This window comes from Pseudomonas sp. lyk4-TYG-107, from assembly GCF_030209055.1.
Classification (GTDB): domain Bacteria; phylum Pseudomonadota; class Gammaproteobacteria; order Pseudomonadales; family Pseudomonadaceae; genus Aquipseudomonas; species Aquipseudomonas putida_A.
The window spans coordinates 142,744-159,600 of sequence record NZ_JARVST010000006.1; the positions used below are offsets into that span (position 1 = coordinate 142,744).

Here is a 16,857-nt window from a genome sequence, read left to right on the forward strand (position 1 = left end):
ATCTCCTTAGGTGACCTTCACTTGACCGCTGCCATCCAGGCGCGCGGAAAAACTGACCTGACGCTTGAAACCCTCGACTTCCAGCAGGCCTTCGATGCTGAAGGCCAGCCGCAACTGGTCGTGGTCACGCGGCAGGGAAATGACACGCACGTTGCTCAGGCGCGGCTCGTAGGCTTCGATGAAGTTTTCGATGGCCAGACGGGCCTGACTCAGGGAGTCGTGCAGGCTCAGACGCATGTCATTGAGATCGGGCAACCCGTAGTCGGCCAGCGTTTGCACGCTGCCGGCCCGGGTGCTGAGCATTTTGGCCAGATGGGCAGCCACTGACGCCATGGCACAAGCCTCAAGGCTGTTGCCCTTGCGTAGTTGCGCGTCGCCGTTGAGGCGCTCGAACAGGCTGCCGTATCCGTCCATGAGTCGCTCTTACTCTTTGTCCAGCTTGCCAACCAGCGACAGGGTGAAATCGGCGCCCATGTACTTGAAGTGCGGACGCACGTTCAAGCTCACGCGGTACCAGCCCGGCTCGCCTTCAACGTCGCTGACGATCACTTGCGCAGCACGCAGCGGACGACGGCCACGCACTTCGGCGCTCGGGTTTTCCTGGTCAGCCACGTACTGGCGGATCCACTTGTTCAGTTCCAGCTCGAGGTCGGTACGCTCTTTCCACGAACCGAGTTGCTCGCGCTGCAGTACTTTCAGGTAGTGAGCCAGGCGGTTGACGATCATCATGTACGGCAGTTGGGTGCCGAGCTTGTAGTTCAGCTCTGCCGCCTTGCCTTCTGCGCTGATGCCGAAGAACTTCGGCTTCTGCACCGAGCTGGCGGAGAAGAACGCCGCGTTGTCGGAGCCTTTGCGCATGGTCAGGGAGATGAAGCCTTCCTCGGCCAGTTCGTATTCACGACGGTCGGAAACCAGAACCTCGGTCGGGATCTTGGTTTCGATTTCGCCCATGCTTTCGAAGTGGTGCAGCGGCAGATCTTCAACCGCGCCACCGCTCTGTGGGCCGATGATGTTCGGGCACCAGCGGAATTTGGCGAAGCTGTCGGTCAGCTTGGTGCCGAACGCGAACGCGGTGTTGCCCCACAGGTAGTGCTCGTGGCTGTTGGCAACGGTTTCCTTGTACACGAACGATTTCACCGGGTTTTCTTCCGGATCGTACGGGTTACGCAGCAGGAAACGCGGCACGGTCAGGCCGACGTAGCGGGAGTCTTCCGAAGTACGGAAGCTCTGCCATTTGGCGAATTGCGGGCCTTCGAAGTGGTCTTTCAGATCTTTCAGATCCGGCAGGCCGGTGAAGCTTTCCAGACCGAAGAATTTCGGGCCGGCGGCGGCGATGAATGGCGCGTGGGACATGCAGGATACGCTGGCCACGTATTGCATCAGTTTCACGTCCGGCGAGCTTGGGGACATGAAGTAGTTGGCGATGATCGCGCCCACCGGCTGACCACCGAACTGGCCGTATTCAGCGGTGTAGATGTGCTTGTACAGGCCCGACTGCATGACTTCCGGCGAGTCTTCGAAATCGTCCAGCAGGTCTTCTTTGGAGACGTTGAGGATTTCGATCTTGATGTTTTCGCGGAAGTTGGTGCGGTCGACCAGCAACTGCAGGCCACGCCACGACGATTCCAGAGCCTGGAAGTCCGGGTGGTGCAGGATCTCGTCCATCTGACGGCTGAGCTTGGCATCGATCTCGGCGATCATGCGGTCAACCATGGCCTTCTTGACCGGCTCACCGTTGTTCTGCGGCTTGAGCAGTTCTTCGATGAACGCCGACACGCCACGCTTGGCGATGTCATAGGCTTCGTCGTCCGGAGTCAGACGGGTTTCGGCGATGATGCTGTCGAGAATGCTGTACTCGCCGCTTTCGGCGCTCTTCTCTTGTGCTGCGCTAGTGCTCATTGTGTTGGCTTCCTTGGCTGGAGTCTCAGGCGTCCGGGGCTGCGGCGTTCAGGCCCAGCTCACCGAGTACGCGACCGCGGGATTCGTCGTCGGCGAGCACGCCTTCGATCGCTTTACGGAACGCAGGTGCGTTACCCAGCGGGCCTTTGAGGGCCACCAGCGCATCGCGCAGTTCCATCAGTTTTTTCAGCTCAGGCACTTGCTCGACCAGGCTGGCCGGGTTGAAGTCCTTCATCGAATTGACGCGCAGTTGCACAGCCAGCTCGTCGGCCTCGCCATCTTCCTGCAGACGGTTCGGCACGCTCAGCGTCAGACCCAGCTCTTGCTTGGCCAACACTTCGTCGAAGGTCATCTTGTCGATGCTGATCGGCTTGCGATCTTCGATTTTGCGATCGTCCTTGCGGTGGGTGTAGTCACCGATTGCCAGCAGCTTCAGCGGCAGTTCAATCTCTTCCTGAGCACCGCCGGTGGCGGGTTTGAAGGTGACGTTGATGCGTTCCTTGGGGGCTACCGAGCCTTCTTTGGCCATGGCTTTTCTCCTTGCGGTTGTGGCCCTGGGGCCTATTCGAGTACCACTTCGAGGTCGAGGTGGCACAGCCTGCGATAAATCTCTTCCTTGCGTTCACGTACGGCATGGTTCTGCGGCAACAACTCGCAGCAGCTATGCAGTAAATGCAGCACTTCCAATGCAAGATCGGGCTCCCAGGCGTGCAGGCCTGAGTCCTGTAATGTCTGATCGAGGGTTTCTAGCTGGTTCTTGGCCAGTTCGTACTTCTTGGCCATGAAGCACAGCCGGGCAAGGGCGAACTGCCAGAAGAACCGCTCGCGTCCACCGTGAGCCGATTGCAGCCCTTGCTTGAGCGTCTGCACGGCAGGCTTCAGGCCTTCCTTGCGCAGCATCGGCAGCACGTCCTGAAGGGCCTTTTCCCAGGCGGGCTGGGTTTCGACGTCGTCGGTTTCGACCTTGCGCGGCGCACTGGCGCTCTGCAGGTGCGGCATGACATTGCCGGCGATCCACGCCCGGGTGGACGGATCGGCAAACGGCGCGCCGTCATGGAAACGACATTCGATGATGCCGGGCAGGCGTTGAACCAAAAGCGCGAAGTGGATTTCCACTTCGCGCATTGCCATCTCGGCGTTGAGGTTCTGGAGACATTCCCAGACCATCCTCTGGCCATCGAACCAGAACGGCGCCTTCGCCAGGCTCGCCTCCAGTTCCACCAGCAGGTCGGCGTATTTGCCCTGATCGAAGCGATCCTGATACTGCTTGAGTTTGTCCACCGGCAGACCGCGCAGCACGGTGATCTGCTCAGCGTTGCGTTCGGGCACCGCGTCGATCGGCAGCCACAGCAAAGTGCGGTTCAGGCGCAGGGCGCGCAGGTCGGTGGCCTTCTGCTTGAGCCACCAGGCACACAACGGACGCGCGCTTTCCTGCTGCGCGCGCAAAGCCTTGTAGGCATCTTTTTCGTTATCGATCGGTGCGCCGGGGGTCAGCAACTGGCTCGCGGCCTGCTTGACCTGCGCCACCGCTGCGCCCACCACACCGGGGGCCGGCTGATTGTCGGCGGCACGCTGGATCATGGTTTTCAGGCGACGCGAGAGCGGCAGCAACAGCGGAGCGTCGTCGCCCAGGTGCTCGGTGCACGCGGCATCGAGCCCGGCCAGATGCTCGGACAACTGCCGGAACATCGGCAGCTGTTCCTTGATCGCGATGTTTTCGGTGAGCACCTGCTCCAGACGCGGCACCAGCCAACCGATGGCGGCAGCGCGGGTGCGCGGTTTGAGCGGGTGAACGTCGGCCCAGTGGTTTTCCGACAGATGGTGCAGCAGACCGAGGCCGGCCAGCAGCCCGGGGAAGGATTCACGCTGGTACAACGACCAGGTCAGCCAAGCGCCAACACGTAAATCCTTGGATTGGGTACGCAGCAGATTTTCGCTGTTTTCACGGATTTTCAGCCAGTCGATCTGCCCGCTTTCGTGCATCGACGAGGCTTTGGCCAGCTCGCTTTCCAGCGCCTCGAATTCGCTCGAAAAACGAACGTCTTCGCCCGCGAAATTCTCTTTGGAAACAGAGACTTTTGCGAGTTCGAGGTAATGGGCGGAAAGTTTGCTTGAGTAGGACATCCATGGCCTTTAATTAGGATTACAGTCATGCGCCTATTGGAGTTGCCGCGGCGCGGGACAGTATCGAAGAGCAGTGAAGCGACTCATCCAATTGAGATGTGCTCTTTCAAGTGGGCGCATCGTAATCACTATGATGGCCACTAGCAAGCATCTGGTTAAACAACAAGACGAAGTGTTCATTGGGCTGTGTAGGAGATCGCCCTATATGTGGCAGGGGAATCCCTGATGGCGAATTATATTGTGAACATTCGCCCTGCGCCCTCAGAACCCTTGATCCAGAGCGGCCCGATCCCGCCTGCGCGAATCGCGTCGAACATCCGTCCTATTACACGGGGGCCAGCATGACAACTCTCGAAAAAAATAGAAGTAGGATTTTTCCGAGAACCCGCTGGAATTACAAACAATTCAGCGGCGACAACGCTCAACAAAAAAAGTGCCATCAATTTGATGGCAATTCATTTTTCTGAAACTTTATTCATCTCGTGAATGCTGTACTTCAGTGCCAACTCAATAATTATCGAAGTGCGATCCAACAGTCATTTCCACCACTTACGCAACACTTCCACGCCGAAAATACTCTGACAAATGTCAGGGATAATTCTTACATCGTTTTATTTCCCACGTTGCCAGCTTGCCTTGGTAAATTCTTTTCGACCGGCAATGTCAACCAGACTGGCTGACTGTTGAGCCACGGTCCGAAGCCTGCATCTCATTCGGCTCCCGAGCCCGGAGCCGCCAAGGAGCTTTACCTCATGGAATTGAAAGCCATATTTTTCGCAGTACTTATTTGGTTGCCAACAACTCAAGCGTCAGCGGACACCCCGCCACTGGACGGTCATTACTATCTGACCGGCGCAATGGAAATGGGCGCCGAATTGATGCTGCGCAAGGACGGCACGTTTGACGCCGGCGTGTCGTATGGCAGCGCAGATGGCTTTGCCAAGGGCACCTGGCGGGTGGAAAACCACACCGTAACGCTGAAGAGCGAAACCAAACCGGCGTCGAACAGCGATTTGTCCGGCCTGTTCCAGGATCTGCAACTGGCGATCGAACCGAACTGCCTGGCCGTGGATTTCGGCAACGGCAAGGCCTGCTTCCGGCGTCAATAAGCCGATTGGCAGGCACAAAAAATGGGCACCCGACCGCAATCGGTGTGCCCATTTTTTATTGCAGTTCTCCCCGCTACTCAGGGAGTTCGCCGCAATTTAAGGATTGACGCTGTCTTTCAACGACTTGCCTGGCTTGAATGCCACGGTGTTGCTGGCCTTGATTTTCACCGGTTCACCGGTTTGCGGGTTCTTGCCGGTGCGGGCGCCGCGGTGGCGTTGCAGGAAGGTGCCGAAGCCCACCAGCGTGACGCTGTCCTTGCGGTGCAGAGCGCCGGTGATTTCTTCGAGGACGGCGTTGAGAACGCGGTTGGCCTGTTCTTTGGTCAGATCCGCTTTTTCAGCGATTGCAGCGGCGAGTTCTGGTTTACGCATTAGTGAAGCCCCTTTGACGGTTTTTTGTTGTTATGTCCGTGCTGTTCTCGTTGGAACAGCGCCCAAGGCGCCGCAGGCTCTACTCTGCGGCAGACGGGAGTGAGAATGGCACGCGGATACCGGCGGCGCCAGTCTCCCCGCGACCTTTGTGGGGGCAAAAGCGGGGTGATTCCGACAGAACGACCGGTATTTACGCCAGCAGGGCCGGTAGCTGTTTGTTCAGGGCGAGTTTTTCCATCACCGCCGTGCCGGTCAGCGCGTAACCGAGTAGTTGGCCATCGGCGCTGTGGCACAGGGCTTTGATGTCGGCGCCCTGCCCTTCGACGGTCCAGACGCCTTCGCTGCCCCGTGGCGGTGGCGAAACGACCAACGGGCACACCGGGGTTTTCACCGTGATCGGCATCGCGCCGTAACTTACGGCCGTCGGATTGCCGGCCAGGGTTTGTGCCAGTGCACGCGCACAGCTCATGAGGGGCATCACGTACAACAGATTCAGCCCATTGACCTCGGCGCAGTCGCCCAGGGCGTAAATATTGGCGTGGGACGTCTTCAGATACCGGTCGACTACGACACCGCGATTGACCTGCACCCCGGCCGCCGCGGCCAGATCGATGCGCGGGCGCAGGCCGATGGCCGACACCACCACATCGCAGGCAATCACCTGCCCGTCGGACAGATGCGCTTCCAGACCGTCTGCGACTTTTTGCAGGCGGGTCAGCACCGGGCCGAGGTGGAAACGCGCGCCCAGGCTTTCCAGCCCGGCCTGCACGGCTGCTGCAGCGGCCGGGTGCAGCAGCATCGGCATCACTTGCTCGCACGGCGCCACCAGTTGCACCTCGTAGCCGCCGAGGATCAGGTCGTTGGCGAATTCACAGCCGATCAGGCCCGCCCCCAGCAGCAACACGCGGCGCTTGCCCGCAGCGGCTGCACGAAAGCGCGCGTAATCTTCGAGATCGTTGATCGGAAACACCAGATCAGCACCGTCACCGTCGATCGGCACTCGCACGGTTTCCGCACCCCAGGCGAGGATCAGGTCGCGGTAGTACACCGCTTCCTCGCCGATCCACAGGCGCTTGTGGCCGGCGTCGATGCCGCTGATGCGCGTGTGGGTGCGCACTTCGGCCTTCAACTGCTCGGCCATGGCGCCGGGTTCGGCCATGCTCAGGCCATCGGCGTCCTTGTTCTTGCCGAAACCGGTGGAGAGCATCGGTTTGGAGTAAGAGCGCCCGTCATCGGCGGTAATCAGCAGCAGCGGGGTTTCGCCATCGAGTTTGCGAAACTCGCGGGCCAGGTTGTAGCCCGCAAGCCCGGTGCCGACGATTACGACAGGTGCGTTCATGCCTTACTCCTTGGTTTTTCTCAGTTGATTTCGATCATTTCGAAGTCCATCTTGCCGACGCCGCAGTCCGGGCACAGCCAGTCTTCCGGCACGTCCTGCCACAGGGTGCCCGGCGCGATGCCGTCATCCGGCCAACCGTCAGCTTCGTTGTAGATCAGGCCGCAGACGATGCATTGCCACTTTTTCATTCAGGTACTTCCTCAATTCAGGCTTTTGTCGGCGCGGACGGTCGATGGTGGGAGCACTGCCATCCGGCTCAGGGCGTTTTGTACTGAGGGTGCCGGGCAGATGCAAGCCTGTTCGGCGCAACGGCGACCCGGATCCATCAAATTCGCAGCACGCCATGTTAAGCTCGCCGCCTCATTTGCGGCCAATAATGACTCATTGTGCAACATTCAAATGCCTGCCCGGCCCCGCTCTGGCTGACTCAAAGCCGACTGACGCCCCTTCCCGATTCGTTGACCCTGAACTGGTTGTTCGACGAAGGCTCGCTGACCCGCCGCCTGACGCGGCTGTCGAATGACGGCTTCAGCGTCACACCGTTGTTCGAAGGCTGGGACACTTTGCGCAGCGACGAATGCGCGGCGCTGGATCTGGCCGAAGGCAGCGAAGGCTGGGTGCGCGAGGTGTATCTGCGCGGTCACGGCGAGGCCTGGGTGTTCGCCCGTAGCGTGGCGTCACGCGCCGCCCTGCAAGGCGACGGCCTGCACATGGACGAACTGGGCAGCCGCTCGCTGGGCGAACTGCTGTTTTGCGACCACGCCTTCCAGCGCCGCGCCATCGAGGTCTGTCACTACCCGCAAGACTGGCTGCCGCCAGCCTGCCGCGCCCCGGAGCTGTGGGGCCGCCGCTCGCGCTTTGACCGTGGCGCCTTGAGCGTACTGGTGGCGGAGATTTTCCTGCCGACGTTGTGGAGCGCCGCCCGCGCCCATCCGGAGAACTGCTGATGTACCAGAGCCTGCTCAAGTCCCTGAACCGCTTGAACCCGCGCGCCTGGGATTTCATTCAGCTGACGCGCATGGACAAGCCGATCGGCATCTACCTGCTGCTGTGGCCGACGCTATGGGCGCTATGGATTGCCGGTAAGGGCTCGCCGTCGCTGGCCAACATTGTGATTTTCGTCCTCGGTGTGGTGCTGACCCGCGCCGGTGGCTGTGTGATCAACGACTGGGCCGACCGCAAGGTCGACGGCCACGTTAAACGCACCGCGCAACGACCGCTGGCCAGCGGCAAGATCAATTCGAAAGAGGCGCTGGTGTTCTTCGCGCTGCTGATGGGCGTGAGCTTCCTGCTGGTGCTGTGCACCAATGCGCCGACCATCTGGCTGTCGCTGGGCGGTCTGGCACTGGCGTTCACCTACCCGTTCATGAAGCGCTACACCTATTACCCGCAAGTGGTACTGGGCGCGGCGTTCTCATGGGGCATGCCAATGGCGTTCACCGCTGAAACCGGTGAGTTGCCGGCGGCGGCATGGCTGCTGTGGATCGCCAATCTGCTGTGGACGGTGGGTTACGACACCTATTACGCGATGACCGATCGTGACGACGACCTGAAGATCGGCGTGAAATCCACGGCGATTCTGTTCGGCGATGCGGATCGGGTGATCATCCTGACGTTGCAGGCGCTGTCGCTGGGCTGCCTGTTGCTGGCCGGGTCGAAGTTCGAGCTGGGCATCTGGTTCCATCTCGGCCTGTTGGTGGCCGCTGGATGCTATGCGTGGGAGTTCTGGTACACCCGTGATCGCGACCGGATGCGTTGCTTCAAGGCGTTTTTGCACAACCACTGGGCCGGGTTGGCGATTTTCGTCGGGATTGTGCTGGATTACGCGCTGCGTTGATCCACAAAACCTGTGGGAGCGGGCTTGCTCGCGAAGGCGTCGTGTCAGCCAACGAATTGGTTACTGACACACCGCCTTCGCGAGCAAGCCCGCTCCCACAGGGGGGTTGCATTTACTTGGCCTTGGCGACGTGCCAGGCGCCGTCCATCTTGCCTTCACCGGTCATGTCACCAGCCTTCTTGTCCATGACGAAGGTGTACAGCGGTTTGCCCTCGTAGGCCCATTGCATCTTGCCGTCATCGCGCTTGATCACGGTCCAGTCGCCCATGGACTTGTCGCCGGCCGTAGCCATTAGCGGTGGCCAGTTCGCCGCACACTTGTCGTTGCACATGGACTTGCCCGCAGAGTCTTTGGCAAAGGTATACAGGGTCATGCCCTTGTGATCGGTAAACATGCCGTCCTTCTCCATCGCTGGCTCAGCAGCAAACGCCATGGTCGGTAAAGCAACGGCAGCAGCCATCAGCAGAGCTTTGAAAGAAGCAGTCATTTGAGTCATGGAAACCTTCTTTTGTGGTTGTCAGGATTCGGACTTAGAGCTTAGTCCAGGATCACGCCAACCGCCGGGCGACTAAAATACTGTCACACGACTGCAATAATTCCGTTATCTAATGCGGCGCAAGACAGTTAAATGACAAGAGGATTAAGGCATGGTTGGCAGGAGCATTCTGATCGTCGACGACGAAGCGCCCATTCGCGAAATGATCGCCGTTGCGTTGGAAATGGCCGGCTATGACTGCCTCGAGGCGGAGAACTCGCAGCAGGCACACGCCATCATTGTTGACCGTAAACCGGACCTGATCCTGCTCGACTGGATGCTGCCTGGCACCTCCGGCATCGAACTGGCCCGCCGCCTCAAGCGTGACGAGCTGACCGGGGACATCCCGATCATCATGCTCACCGCCAAGGGCGAAGAGGACAACAAGATCCAGGGTCTTGAAGTCGGCGCCGACGACTACATCACCAAACCGTTTTCTCCACGCGAACTGGTCGCACGCCTCAAGGCTGTACTGCGCCGCGCCGGCCCGACCGATGGCGAAGCGCCAATCGAAGTCGGCGGCCTGCTGCTCGACCCGATCAGCCACCGCGTGACCATCGACGGCCGTCCGGCCGAAATGGGCCCGACCGAATACCGTCTGCTGCAATTTTTCATGACCCACCAGGAACGTGCCTACACACGCGGGCAGTTGCTGGATCAGGTCTGGGGCGGCAACGTCTATGTTGAAGAGCGCACCGTCGACGTGCACATCCGCCGCCTGCGCAAGGCCCTCGGCGACGCTTACGAAAATCTGGTACAAACCGTGCGCGGCACCGGCTATCGGTTTTCCACCAAGGCCTGATCCGACCGCCAGACTCGCTGACAAGGACCGTATTTTCCGTGAATCAAAACTGGCATGGCACCCTGATTCGCCACATGCTGTTGCTGGTCACAGCGTGTCTGGTGATCGGCCTGATCACCGGCTATTACGGCTGGAGCCTCGCTGCCGGCCTGGGCATTTACTTGGCCTGGACGCTCAAGCAACTGTTGCGTCTGCACGAATGGCTGCGCCTGCACCAACCCGATGAAGCACCGCCCGACGGCTATGGCCTGTGGGGCGAGGTGTTCGACAGCATCTACCACCTGCAACGCCGCGACCAACGGGTGCGCGGGCGCCTGCAAGCGGTGATCGACCGGGTGCAGGAGTCCACCGCCGCGCTCAAAGACGCGGTGATCATGCTCGACAGCGACGGCAACCTGGAATGGTGGAACCGCGCTGCCGAAACCCTGCTCGGCCTCAAGACCCCGCAGGACAGTGGCCAACCGGTGACCAACCTGGTACGGCATCCGCGCTTCAAGGAATACTTCGAGCAGGACAGCTATGCCGAACCGCTGGAAATTCCCTCGCCGACCAATGATCGGGTGCGCATCCAGCTGTACCTCACGCGCTACGGCAACAACGAACACTTGATGCTGGTGCGCGATGTCACGCGCATCCATCAACTGGAACAGATGCGCAAAGACTTCATCGCCAACGTCTCCCACGAACTGCGCACGCCGCTGACGGTGATCTGCGGCTACCTGGAAACCCTGCTCGACAACGTCGAGGAAGTGAACCCGCGCTGGAGCCGCGCGCTGCAGCAGATGCAGCAACAGGGCGGGCGCATGCAGACGCTGCTCAACGACCTGCTGTTGCTGGCGAAACTGGAAGCCACTGACTACCCGTCAGACAACCAGCCAGTGCAGATCGATACCCTGCTGCAGTCGATCAAGAGCGACGCCCAGCAGTTGTCCGGGCAGAAGAACCAGAAAATCACTCTCGAAGCCGATGCGCGCATCCTGCTCAAGGGCAGCGAGGCGGAGCTGCGCAGTGCCTTCTCCAACCTGGTGTTCAACGCGGTGAAATACACCCCGGCCGAAGGCAATATCCGCATTCGCTGGTGGGGCGACGAGCAAGGCGCGCACCTGAGCGTGCAGGACTCCGGGATCGGCATCGACAGCAAACACCTGCCGCGCCTGACCGAACGCTTCTACCGCGTCGACTCCAGCCGCAACTCCAACACTGGCGGCACTGGCCTGGGTCTGGCGATCGTCAAACACGTGTTGCTGCGCCACCGCGCACGGATGGAGATCAGCAGCGTGCCCGGTCACGGCAGCACATTCACCTGTCATTTCGCTCCGGCGCAAGTGGCCAGCGCACGGGCGATCAGCACCGCTGAGTAATGTCGCACTAGGCAATCGCCAGGTCAGCCGCTACATTGGCTGACTTGCGCCTGCCTTTCAGGCGCGACTTTTCTCTCTTTTGAATCACACGGAACCCGCAAAACTCCATCATGGACCCTTCCCCTGGCTTGTCCCTCGCTACGATTTTCGCCGATTTCGGCATGATTCTTTTCGCTCTGATCCTGGTTTTGCTCAACGGCTTCTTCGTTGCGGCGGAATTCGCCATGGTCAAACTGCGCTCGACCCGGGTCGAGGCCATCGCTGACAAGAACGGCTGGCGCGGGCATATCCTGCGCACCGTACACAGTCAGCTCGATGCGTACCTCTCGGCGTGTCAGCTCGGTATCACCCTCGCCTCCCTCGGTCTGGGCTGGGTCGGTGAGCCGGCATTCGCGCACCTTCTCGAGCCGCTGCTGAGCGCGGTCGGCGTGCAGTCGCCGGAAGTGGTCAAAGGCATTTCGTTCTTTACCGCGTTCTTCATCATTTCCTACCTGCACATCGTGGTCGGTGAGCTGGCGCCCAAGTCGTGGGCGATCCGCAAACCCGAGCTGCTGTCGTTGTGGACGGCGGTGCCGCTGTACCTGTTCTACTGGGCGATGTACCCGGCGATCTACCTGCTCAATGCCAGCGCCAACGCGATTCTGCGGATCGCCGGCCAGGGCGAACCCGGCCCGCACCACGAACACCATTACAGCCGCGAAGAACTGAAACTGATCCTGCACTCCAGCCGTGGCCAGGACCCGAGCGACCAAGGCATGCGCGTGCTGGCATCGGCGGTGGAAATGGGCGAACTGGAAGTGGTCGACTGGGCCAACTCCCGCGAAGACCTGATCACCCTGGAATTCAATGCGCCGCTGAAAGAAATCCTCGCGATGTTCCGTCGCCACAAGTTCAGCCGGTATCCGGTGTACGACAGCGAACGTCAGGAGTTCGTCGGCCTGCTGCACATCAAGGACCTGCTGCTGGAGCTGGCGGCGCTGGACCACATTCCGGAGTCGTTCAACCTGGCTGAACTGACCCGTCCACTGGAGCGCGTGTCGCGGCACATGCCGCTGTCGCAGCTGCTGGAGCAGTTCCGCAAGGGCGGCTCGCACTTCGCCGTGGTGGAAGAAGCCGACGGCAACATCATCGGCTACCTGACCATGGAAGACGTGCTGGAAGTGCTGGTCGGCGACATCCAGGACGAACACCGCAAGGCCGAGCGCGGGATCCTCGCGTATCAGCCGGGCAAGCTGCTGGTGCGTGGTGATACGCCGCTGTTCAAGGTTGAACGCCTGCTCGGAATCGACCTGGATCACATCGAAGCCGAAACCCTCGCCGGTCTGGTCTACGAGACCCTGAAACGAGTGCCGGAAGAGGAAGAAGTGCTGGAAGTCGAAGGCCTGCGGATCATCATCAAGAAGATGAAAGGGCCGAAGATTGTGCTGGCGAAGGTGTTGATGCTGGATTGATGGGCTGATCGGGCACCGCGCCGATTCCTTCGCGAGCAGGCTCGCTCCCACAGTTGAAATGCATTCCAGGGTGGGAGCGAGCCTGCTCGCGAAGGGGCCAACAGATACAACACATCACTGTTTGCCCAACGCAAAGTTGGGCAACGCCCCCAGTGGCTGGTTGAACTGATACGGAATCGACACCAGCCCCTGCCCGGTATTGCGCTGCACCACAAAGTGCAGGTGCGGGCCGCTGCTGTTGCCGGTATTGCCGGATAGCGCCAGCGGGCTGCCAACCATCACCCGCTGCCCCTCGCGTACGCTCACCGAGCCCTGCTTGAGATGCAGGTACACACCCATCGTGCCGTCGTCGTGCAGTACCCGGACGAAATTGCCGGACGCATCGTTACCGCGTCCGCTCTGTGAATTTTCGGTTTTCACCACCACCCCGGCCCGTGCGGCAATGATCGGCGTCCCCACCGGCATGGCGATGTCCATCGCATACCGGTTCTTCGGCCCATAGTGGCTGTACTGACCGTTGGCACCCTGACTGAGACGGAACGGCCCGCCCCGCCACGGCAACGGATAGCGATAGCTCTGCGCGGCTCCTGTGGGGTCACCCAGCGAGTACTGGAATTGCGGCGAATACACCAGCGGCTGACCCCGGCTGATCGCCGTCAGCAACGCCAACCGCGTATTGCTGCGCGCCGGCAGCACCCGGCGAATCGTCTGCGCCGGAGCGCCACGCACATTGCTCAGGCCGGTAAACGCCAGTGCAATCTCGACCGGCGCATACAGATCGTTGCGCACAAACACCACGTCGCTGCCCTTCTGTTTCTTGATGTCGAGGTACACCTGACGTTCGAGGTGCTCGACCATGCGGTCCTGAAACACGAACACCTGCGAGCCTTTGCTCGGCCGGTCGCTGTACGAGACCACGCCGTTGGCATCGGTGGATTTGTAGATGGTCATGGCCACAGTCGAGGTGGAGGCCAGGAAAAGACCACAGAAAAACAGCAGGCGCGCGAGCATGGGCAAAAGTCTGTCGAAGGAAGGCCTGGAAATGAGCCTAGCAGGTGAAGCAGACCAGGCTAGTCGACAGATGTTTCAAATTGGGCGGTCTGGGAAATCGATGTCGTAAGTGATGGCCCCTTCGCGAGCAGGCTCGCTCCCACCTATGAAATGCATTTCAATGTGGGAGCGGGCTTGCTCGCGAAGGCGGCGTGTCAGGCGACGAGGATCAAGCGCCCGGAACGAAGTGCTTCTGCGCCGTGCCGCGGGCGATCAGGCGTGAGATGTAATCGAGCTTCTGCGCATCCTGGTCGACGAAACGGAAAGTCAGTTGCAGCCAGTCGCTGTCGGCTTTCTGCTCGTGGGCAACGATGGCGTGCAGGTAGCCGTTGAGACGGGCGATTTCGGCGTTGTCGCCCTGCTCCAGGTCGAGCACGGCGCTGTCGAGGATCTGCGGCAGGGTGTCAGTGCGTTTCACTACCAGCAGCGCTTCCTTGATGCTCAGGGCCTTGATCACGCATTGCTGGGTGCCACTTGGCAGGCGCAACTGGCCCTGGCCACGACCACCGACTGGCGCTTTCGAGGCAGCCGGGGCCTGCACCGGCGGGCTGTTAAGCAAACCGCGCGACGGCGCAGCAGCTGGCGTTGGCGCGACAACAGCCGGTTTGGCAAACGGATTGACCGCAGCAGCGGCCGCCGGCGCAGCACCGACCACGGCAGGCTTGCCGCCGGTCAATGCGCTCAGGGAATCGTTGCCGAACGCCGAGTTCATCTTGGTCGGCGCGCTGTTCATCAGGGTGTCGAGCTTGCCAACCTTGTTCAGCGCCTGCTTGACCTTGGTCAGCAGTTGTTCGTTGGTGAACGGCTTGCTGACGTAGCCGGAAACCCCGGCCTGGATCGCCTGCACCACGTTCTCTTTATCGCCACGGCTGGTGACCATGACGAACGGCATGGTCTTGAGATTGTCCTGCTCGCGGCACCAGGTCAGCAGCTCGAGGCCGGACATTTCCGGCATTTCCCAGTCGCACAGCACCAGGTCAAACGCTTCCCTGGCCAGCATGGCCTGGGCCTTTTTGCCGTTGACGGCGTCCTCGGTGCGGATCCCCGGGAAGTAATTACGCAGGCACTTTTTCACCAGGTCACGAATGAACGAAGCATCGTCCACGACCAACACACTGATCTTGCTCATCCAACACCCCTATAAAAATCCCGGCAAGCATACCGCTTTTACTGATGGCACATTGCCAACAATCTTCAGTCACGCCGGGACTTTTCGTTCGCGGGTGCTGCTTTTTAATTCGATTTCCTGATTCAGGCGCCCTAAACAAAAACGCCCGGCCAAAGGGCCGGGCGCTTTTCTCAGGCAATCTTACTTATCGTCAGCATTGCCCGGAACATTAGCGGTTTCGCCGCTTGTACCTTCAACTTCTTCTTTCATGCGTTTGAGGCCCAGGTGGCGTACGTCGGTGCCGCGTACCAGGTAGATCACCAGCTCCGAGATGTTGCGCGCATGATCGCCGATGCGTTCCAGCGAACGCAGCACCCAGATGATGCTCAGAACCCGCGAGATAGAGCGCGGGTCTTCCATCATGTAGGTCGCCAGCTCGCGCAGGGCGGTCTTGTATTCGCGGTCGATGACCTTGTCGTATTGCGCCACCGACAAGGCCAGATCGGCATCGAAGCGGGCAAACGCGTCCAGCGCATCGCGAACCATGTTGCGCACCTGATCGCCGATGTGACGGACCTCGACGTAACCACGCGGCGCTTCGCCTTCTTCGCACAGCTGAATGGCGCGACGGGCGATCTTGGTCGCTTCGTCGCCGATGCGCTCCAGATCGATCACCGACTTGGAGATGCTGATGATCAGCCGCAGGTCGGACGCCGCCGGCTGACGACGGGCCAGAATGCGCAGGCATTCTTCGTCGATGTTGCGTTCCATCTGATTGATCTGGTCGTCGATCTCGCGCACCTGCTGAGCCAGACCGGAATCGGCCTCGATCAGCGCGGTGACCGCGTCGTTGACCTGCTTCTCGACCAGCCCGCCCATGGCCAGGAGGTGGCTGCGCACTTCCTCAAGCTCGGCGTTGAACTGCGCGGAGATGTGGTGGGTAAGGCCTTCTTTACTAATCATGTTGGCGTCCTTGGAGCGTCCGGTAAGGTGCGGTGGGCCGCAGCGTCAATTCTGTGAATAACCGCAACTGTCAGCCGTAACGACCGGTGATGTAGTCTTCGGTCTGTTTCTTCGCCGGATTGGTGAACAGGGTATCGGTGTCGCCGAATTCCACCAGTTTGCCCATGTACATGAACGCCGTGTAGTCGGAAACCCGCGCGGCCTGCTGCATGTTGTGGGTCACGATGACGATGGTGAACTTGGACTTCAGCTCGTAGATCAGCTCTTCGACTTTCAGGGTCGAGATCGGATCGAGGGCCGAGCACGGTTCGTCGAGCAGCAACACTTCCGGTTCAACGGCGATGGTGCGCGCGATTACCAGACGCTGCTGCTGACCACCGGACAGGCCGAGTGCCGAGTCGTGCAGACGGTCTTTGACTTCGTCCCACAGTGCCGCGCCTTTCAATGCCCACTCGACGGCTTCGTCGAGAATGCGCTTCTTGTTGATGCCCTGAATGCGCAGACCGTAGACCACGTTTTCGTAGATGGTCTTGGGGAACGGGTTGGGCTTCTGGAACACCATGCCGACGCGGCGACGCAGTTCGGCGACGTCTTCACCCTTGCGGTAGATGTTGTTGCCGTACAGGTTGATCGCGCCTTCGACACGGCAGCCGTCAACCAGGTCGTTCATGCGGTTGAAAGTACGCAGCAGCGTGGACTTGCCGCAGCCGGACGGGCCGATGAAGGCCGTCACGCGCTGTTTCGGGATGTTCATGCTGACGTCGAACAGCGCCTGCTTCTCGCCGTAGAACAGGCTCAGGCCCGGGACTTCGATGGCCACGGTTTCCTGCTCAAGGCTCAGGCTCTGCTTGTCGCGACCCAGGGCCGACATGTTAATGCCGTGGGTATGTGTTTCGTGCTGCATGGG

The 16,857-nt window shown here is 60.3% G+C and carries 18 protein-coding genes; 6 read left to right on the forward strand and 12 right to left on the reverse strand.

Annotated elements, in window-relative coordinates; all coding sequences use genetic code 11:
* Window positions 1-6: 6 nt before the first annotated feature.
* From tssE to tssA, 4 genes are read right to left on the reverse strand one after another with little or no spacing between them, the layout of a single operon-like run.
* Window positions 7-414: a type VI secretion system baseplate subunit TssE gene (gene tssE, locus QRN61_RS06430; RefSeq protein ID WP_007920274.1), complete on the reverse strand. Its 408-nt coding sequence runs from the start codon at window positions 412-414 to the stop codon at window positions 7-9.
* A 9-nt stretch (window positions 415-423) separates the two neighbouring features.
* Window positions 424-1,899: a type VI secretion system contractile sheath large subunit gene (tssC, locus tag QRN61_RS06435; protein ID WP_003229584.1), complete on the reverse strand. Its 1,476-nt coding sequence runs from the start codon at window positions 1,897-1,899 to the stop codon at window positions 424-426.
* A 25-nt stretch (window positions 1,900-1,924) separates the two neighbouring features.
* Window positions 1,925-2,428: a type VI secretion system contractile sheath small subunit gene (gene tssB, locus QRN61_RS06440; RefSeq protein ID WP_003229587.1), complete on the reverse strand. Its 504-nt coding sequence runs from the start codon at window positions 2,426-2,428 to the stop codon at window positions 1,925-1,927.
* Between the two features lie 32 nt (window positions 2,429-2,460).
* On the reverse strand, window positions 2,461-4,023 hold the full coding sequence (tssA, locus tag QRN61_RS06445; protein WP_027610379.1) for a type VI secretion system protein TssA: 1,563 nt from the start codon (window positions 4,021-4,023) through the stop codon (window positions 2,461-2,463).
* A 752-nt stretch (window positions 4,024-4,775) separates the two neighbouring features.
* Between tssA and QRN61_RS06450 the strand changes: the two genes are divergently transcribed.
* Complete coding sequence (locus QRN61_RS06450; protein ID WP_285373435.1) at window positions 4,776-5,132, forward strand: hypothetical protein; 357 nt, start codon at window positions 4,776-4,778, stop codon at window positions 5,130-5,132.
* Window positions 5,133-5,228: 96 nt separating this feature from the next.
* On the opposite strand, the gene QRN61_RS06455 is transcribed toward QRN61_RS06450, so the two are convergent.
* The 3 genes from QRN61_RS06455 to QRN61_RS06465 form a co-directional block, all read right to left on the reverse strand.
* Window positions 5,229-5,504, reverse strand: a complete 276-nt coding sequence (locus QRN61_RS06455) for an HU family DNA-binding protein (protein WP_003213368.1) — start codon at window positions 5,502-5,504, stop codon at window positions 5,229-5,231.
* A 190-nt stretch (window positions 5,505-5,694) separates the two neighbouring features.
* The gene (locus QRN61_RS06460; RefSeq protein WP_285373436.1) at window positions 5,695-6,843 is read right to left on the reverse strand and encodes an NAD(P)/FAD-dependent oxidoreductase; all 1,149 of its coding nucleotides are present in this window, start codon (window positions 6,841-6,843) and stop codon (window positions 5,695-5,697) included.
* 20 nt (window positions 6,844-6,863) lie between these two features.
* Window positions 6,864-7,031 carry a rubredoxin gene (locus QRN61_RS06465; protein WP_003437744.1) on the reverse strand — a complete coding sequence of 56 codons (168 nt, stop codon included), beginning with the start codon at window positions 7,029-7,031 and terminating at the stop codon, window positions 6,864-6,866.
* Between the two features lie 198 nt (window positions 7,032-7,229).
* On the opposite strand from QRN61_RS06465, the gene QRN61_RS06470 reads away from it, so the two are divergent.
* The gene (locus QRN61_RS06470) at window positions 7,230-7,790 is read left to right on the forward strand and encodes a chorismate--pyruvate lyase family protein (protein ID WP_202369216.1); all 561 of its coding nucleotides are present in this window, start codon (window positions 7,230-7,232) and stop codon (window positions 7,788-7,790) included.
* Window positions 7,790-8,680, forward strand: a complete 891-nt coding sequence (ubiA, locus tag QRN61_RS06475; protein WP_285373438.1) for a 4-hydroxybenzoate octaprenyltransferase — start codon at window positions 7,790-7,792, stop codon at window positions 8,678-8,680. The genes QRN61_RS06470 and ubiA overlap by 1 nt, the downstream gene beginning before the upstream one ends.
* Window positions 8,681-8,792: 112 nt before the next feature.
* On the opposite strand, the gene QRN61_RS06480 is transcribed toward ubiA, so the two are convergent.
* Entirely contained in the window at window positions 8,793-9,176 is a 384-nt protein-coding gene (locus tag QRN61_RS06480) for a COG4315 family predicted lipoprotein (protein WP_027610374.1), read from the reverse strand.
* 151 nt (window positions 9,177-9,327) lie between these two features.
* Here QRN61_RS06480 and phoB point away from each other — a divergent pair, with 151 nt between their 5' ends.
* From phoB to QRN61_RS06495, 3 genes are all read left to right on the forward strand, one after another.
* Window positions 9,328-10,017 (forward strand): phosphate regulon transcriptional regulator PhoB, encoded by a 690-nt coding sequence (gene phoB / locus QRN61_RS06485; protein ID WP_003229608.1) that lies wholly within the window; start codon window positions 9,328-9,330, stop codon window positions 10,015-10,017.
* 74 nt (window positions 10,018-10,091) lie between these two features.
* Window positions 10,092-11,378: a phosphate regulon sensor histidine kinase PhoR gene (phoR, locus tag QRN61_RS06490; protein WP_263399147.1), complete on the forward strand. Its 1,287-nt coding sequence runs from the start codon at window positions 10,092-10,094 to the stop codon at window positions 11,376-11,378.
* 110 nt (window positions 11,379-11,488) lie between these two features.
* Window positions 11,489-12,829, forward strand: coding sequence for a hemolysin family protein (locus tag QRN61_RS06495; protein ID WP_007962298.1), 1,341 nt, complete (start codon window positions 11,489-11,491; stop codon window positions 12,827-12,829).
* A 114-nt stretch (window positions 12,830-12,943) separates the two neighbouring features.
* Here the strand turns inward: QRN61_RS06495 and QRN61_RS06500 are convergent, their stop codons facing one another.
* From QRN61_RS06500 to pstB, 4 genes are all read right to left on the reverse strand, one after another.
* The gene (locus tag QRN61_RS06500) at window positions 12,944-13,840 is read right to left on the reverse strand and encodes a peptidoglycan DD-metalloendopeptidase family protein (RefSeq protein ID WP_285373439.1); all 897 of its coding nucleotides are present in this window, start codon (window positions 13,838-13,840) and stop codon (window positions 12,944-12,946) included.
* Window positions 13,841-14,048: 208 nt separating this feature from the next.
* Window positions 14,049-15,008, reverse strand: a complete 960-nt coding sequence (locus tag QRN61_RS06505; protein ID WP_027610371.1) for a response regulator — start codon at window positions 15,006-15,008, stop codon at window positions 14,049-14,051.
* Between the two features lie 180 nt (window positions 15,009-15,188).
* Entirely contained in the window at window positions 15,189-15,950 is a 762-nt protein-coding gene (gene phoU, locus QRN61_RS06510) for a phosphate signaling complex protein PhoU (RefSeq protein WP_003229617.1), read from the reverse strand.
* Window positions 15,951-16,020: 70 nt separating this feature from the next.
* Window positions 16,021-16,854, reverse strand: coding sequence for a phosphate ABC transporter ATP-binding protein PstB (pstB, locus tag QRN61_RS06515; protein ID WP_007962289.1), 834 nt, complete (start codon window positions 16,852-16,854; stop codon window positions 16,021-16,023).
* Window positions 16,855-16,857 lie beyond the last annotated feature (3 nt).

Excerpts from the sequence above, each read along its gene's own strand:
- QRN61_RS06460 (WP_285373436.1), bottom strand. The coding sequence starts at position 6,843 with ATGAACGCACCTGTCGTAATCGTCGGCACCGGGCTTGCGGGCTACAAC.
- tssE (WP_007920274.1), bottom strand. The coding sequence starts at position 414 with ATGGACGGATACGGCAGCCTGTTCGAGCGCCTCAACGGCGACGCGCAA.
- QRN61_RS06455 (WP_003213368.1), bottom strand. The coding sequence starts at position 5,504 with ATGCGTAAACCAGAACTCGCCGCTGCAATCGCTGAAAAAGCGGATCTG.
- tssA (WP_027610379.1), bottom strand. The coding sequence starts at position 4,023 with ATGTCCTACTCAAGCAAACTTTCCGCCCATTACCTCGAACTCGCAAAA.
- QRN61_RS06465 (WP_003437744.1), bottom strand. The coding sequence starts at position 7,031 with ATGAAAAAGTGGCAATGCATCGTCTGCGGCCTGATCTACAACGAAGCT.
- phoU (WP_003229617.1), bottom strand. The coding sequence starts at position 15,950 with ATGATTAGTAAAGAAGGCCTTACCCACCACATCTCCGCGCAGTTCAAC.
- tssC (WP_003229584.1), bottom strand. The coding sequence starts at position 1,899 with ATGAGCACTAGCGCAGCACAAGAGAAGAGCGCCGAAAGCGGCGAGTAC.
- pstB (WP_007962289.1), bottom strand. The coding sequence starts at position 16,854 with ATGCAGCACGAAACACATACCCACGGCATTAACATGTCGGCCCTGGGT.
- tssB (WP_003229587.1), bottom strand. The coding sequence starts at position 2,428 with ATGGCCAAAGAAGGCTCGGTAGCCCCCAAGGAACGCATCAACGTCACC.
- QRN61_RS06480 (WP_027610374.1), bottom strand. The coding sequence starts at position 9,176 with ATGACTCAAATGACTGCTTCTTTCAAAGCTCTGCTGATGGCTGCTGCC.
- QRN61_RS06500 (WP_285373439.1), bottom strand. The coding sequence starts at position 13,840 with ATGCTCGCGCGCCTGCTGTTTTTCTGTGGTCTTTTCCTGGCCTCCACC.
- ubiA (WP_285373438.1), top strand. The coding sequence starts at position 7,790 with ATGTACCAGAGCCTGCTCAAGTCCCTGAACCGCTTGAACCCGCGCGCC.
- QRN61_RS06505 (WP_027610371.1), bottom strand. The coding sequence starts at position 15,008 with ATGAGCAAGATCAGTGTGTTGGTCGTGGACGATGCTTCGTTCATTCGT.
- QRN61_RS06450 (WP_285373435.1), top strand. The coding sequence starts at position 4,776 with ATGGAATTGAAAGCCATATTTTTCGCAGTACTTATTTGGTTGCCAACA.
- QRN61_RS06495 (WP_007962298.1), top strand. The coding sequence starts at position 11,489 with ATGGACCCTTCCCCTGGCTTGTCCCTCGCTACGATTTTCGCCGATTTC.
- phoR (WP_263399147.1), top strand. The coding sequence starts at position 10,092 with ATGCTGTTGCTGGTCACAGCGTGTCTGGTGATCGGCCTGATCACCGGC.
- phoB (WP_003229608.1), top strand. The coding sequence starts at position 9,328 with ATGGTTGGCAGGAGCATTCTGATCGTCGACGACGAAGCGCCCATTCGC.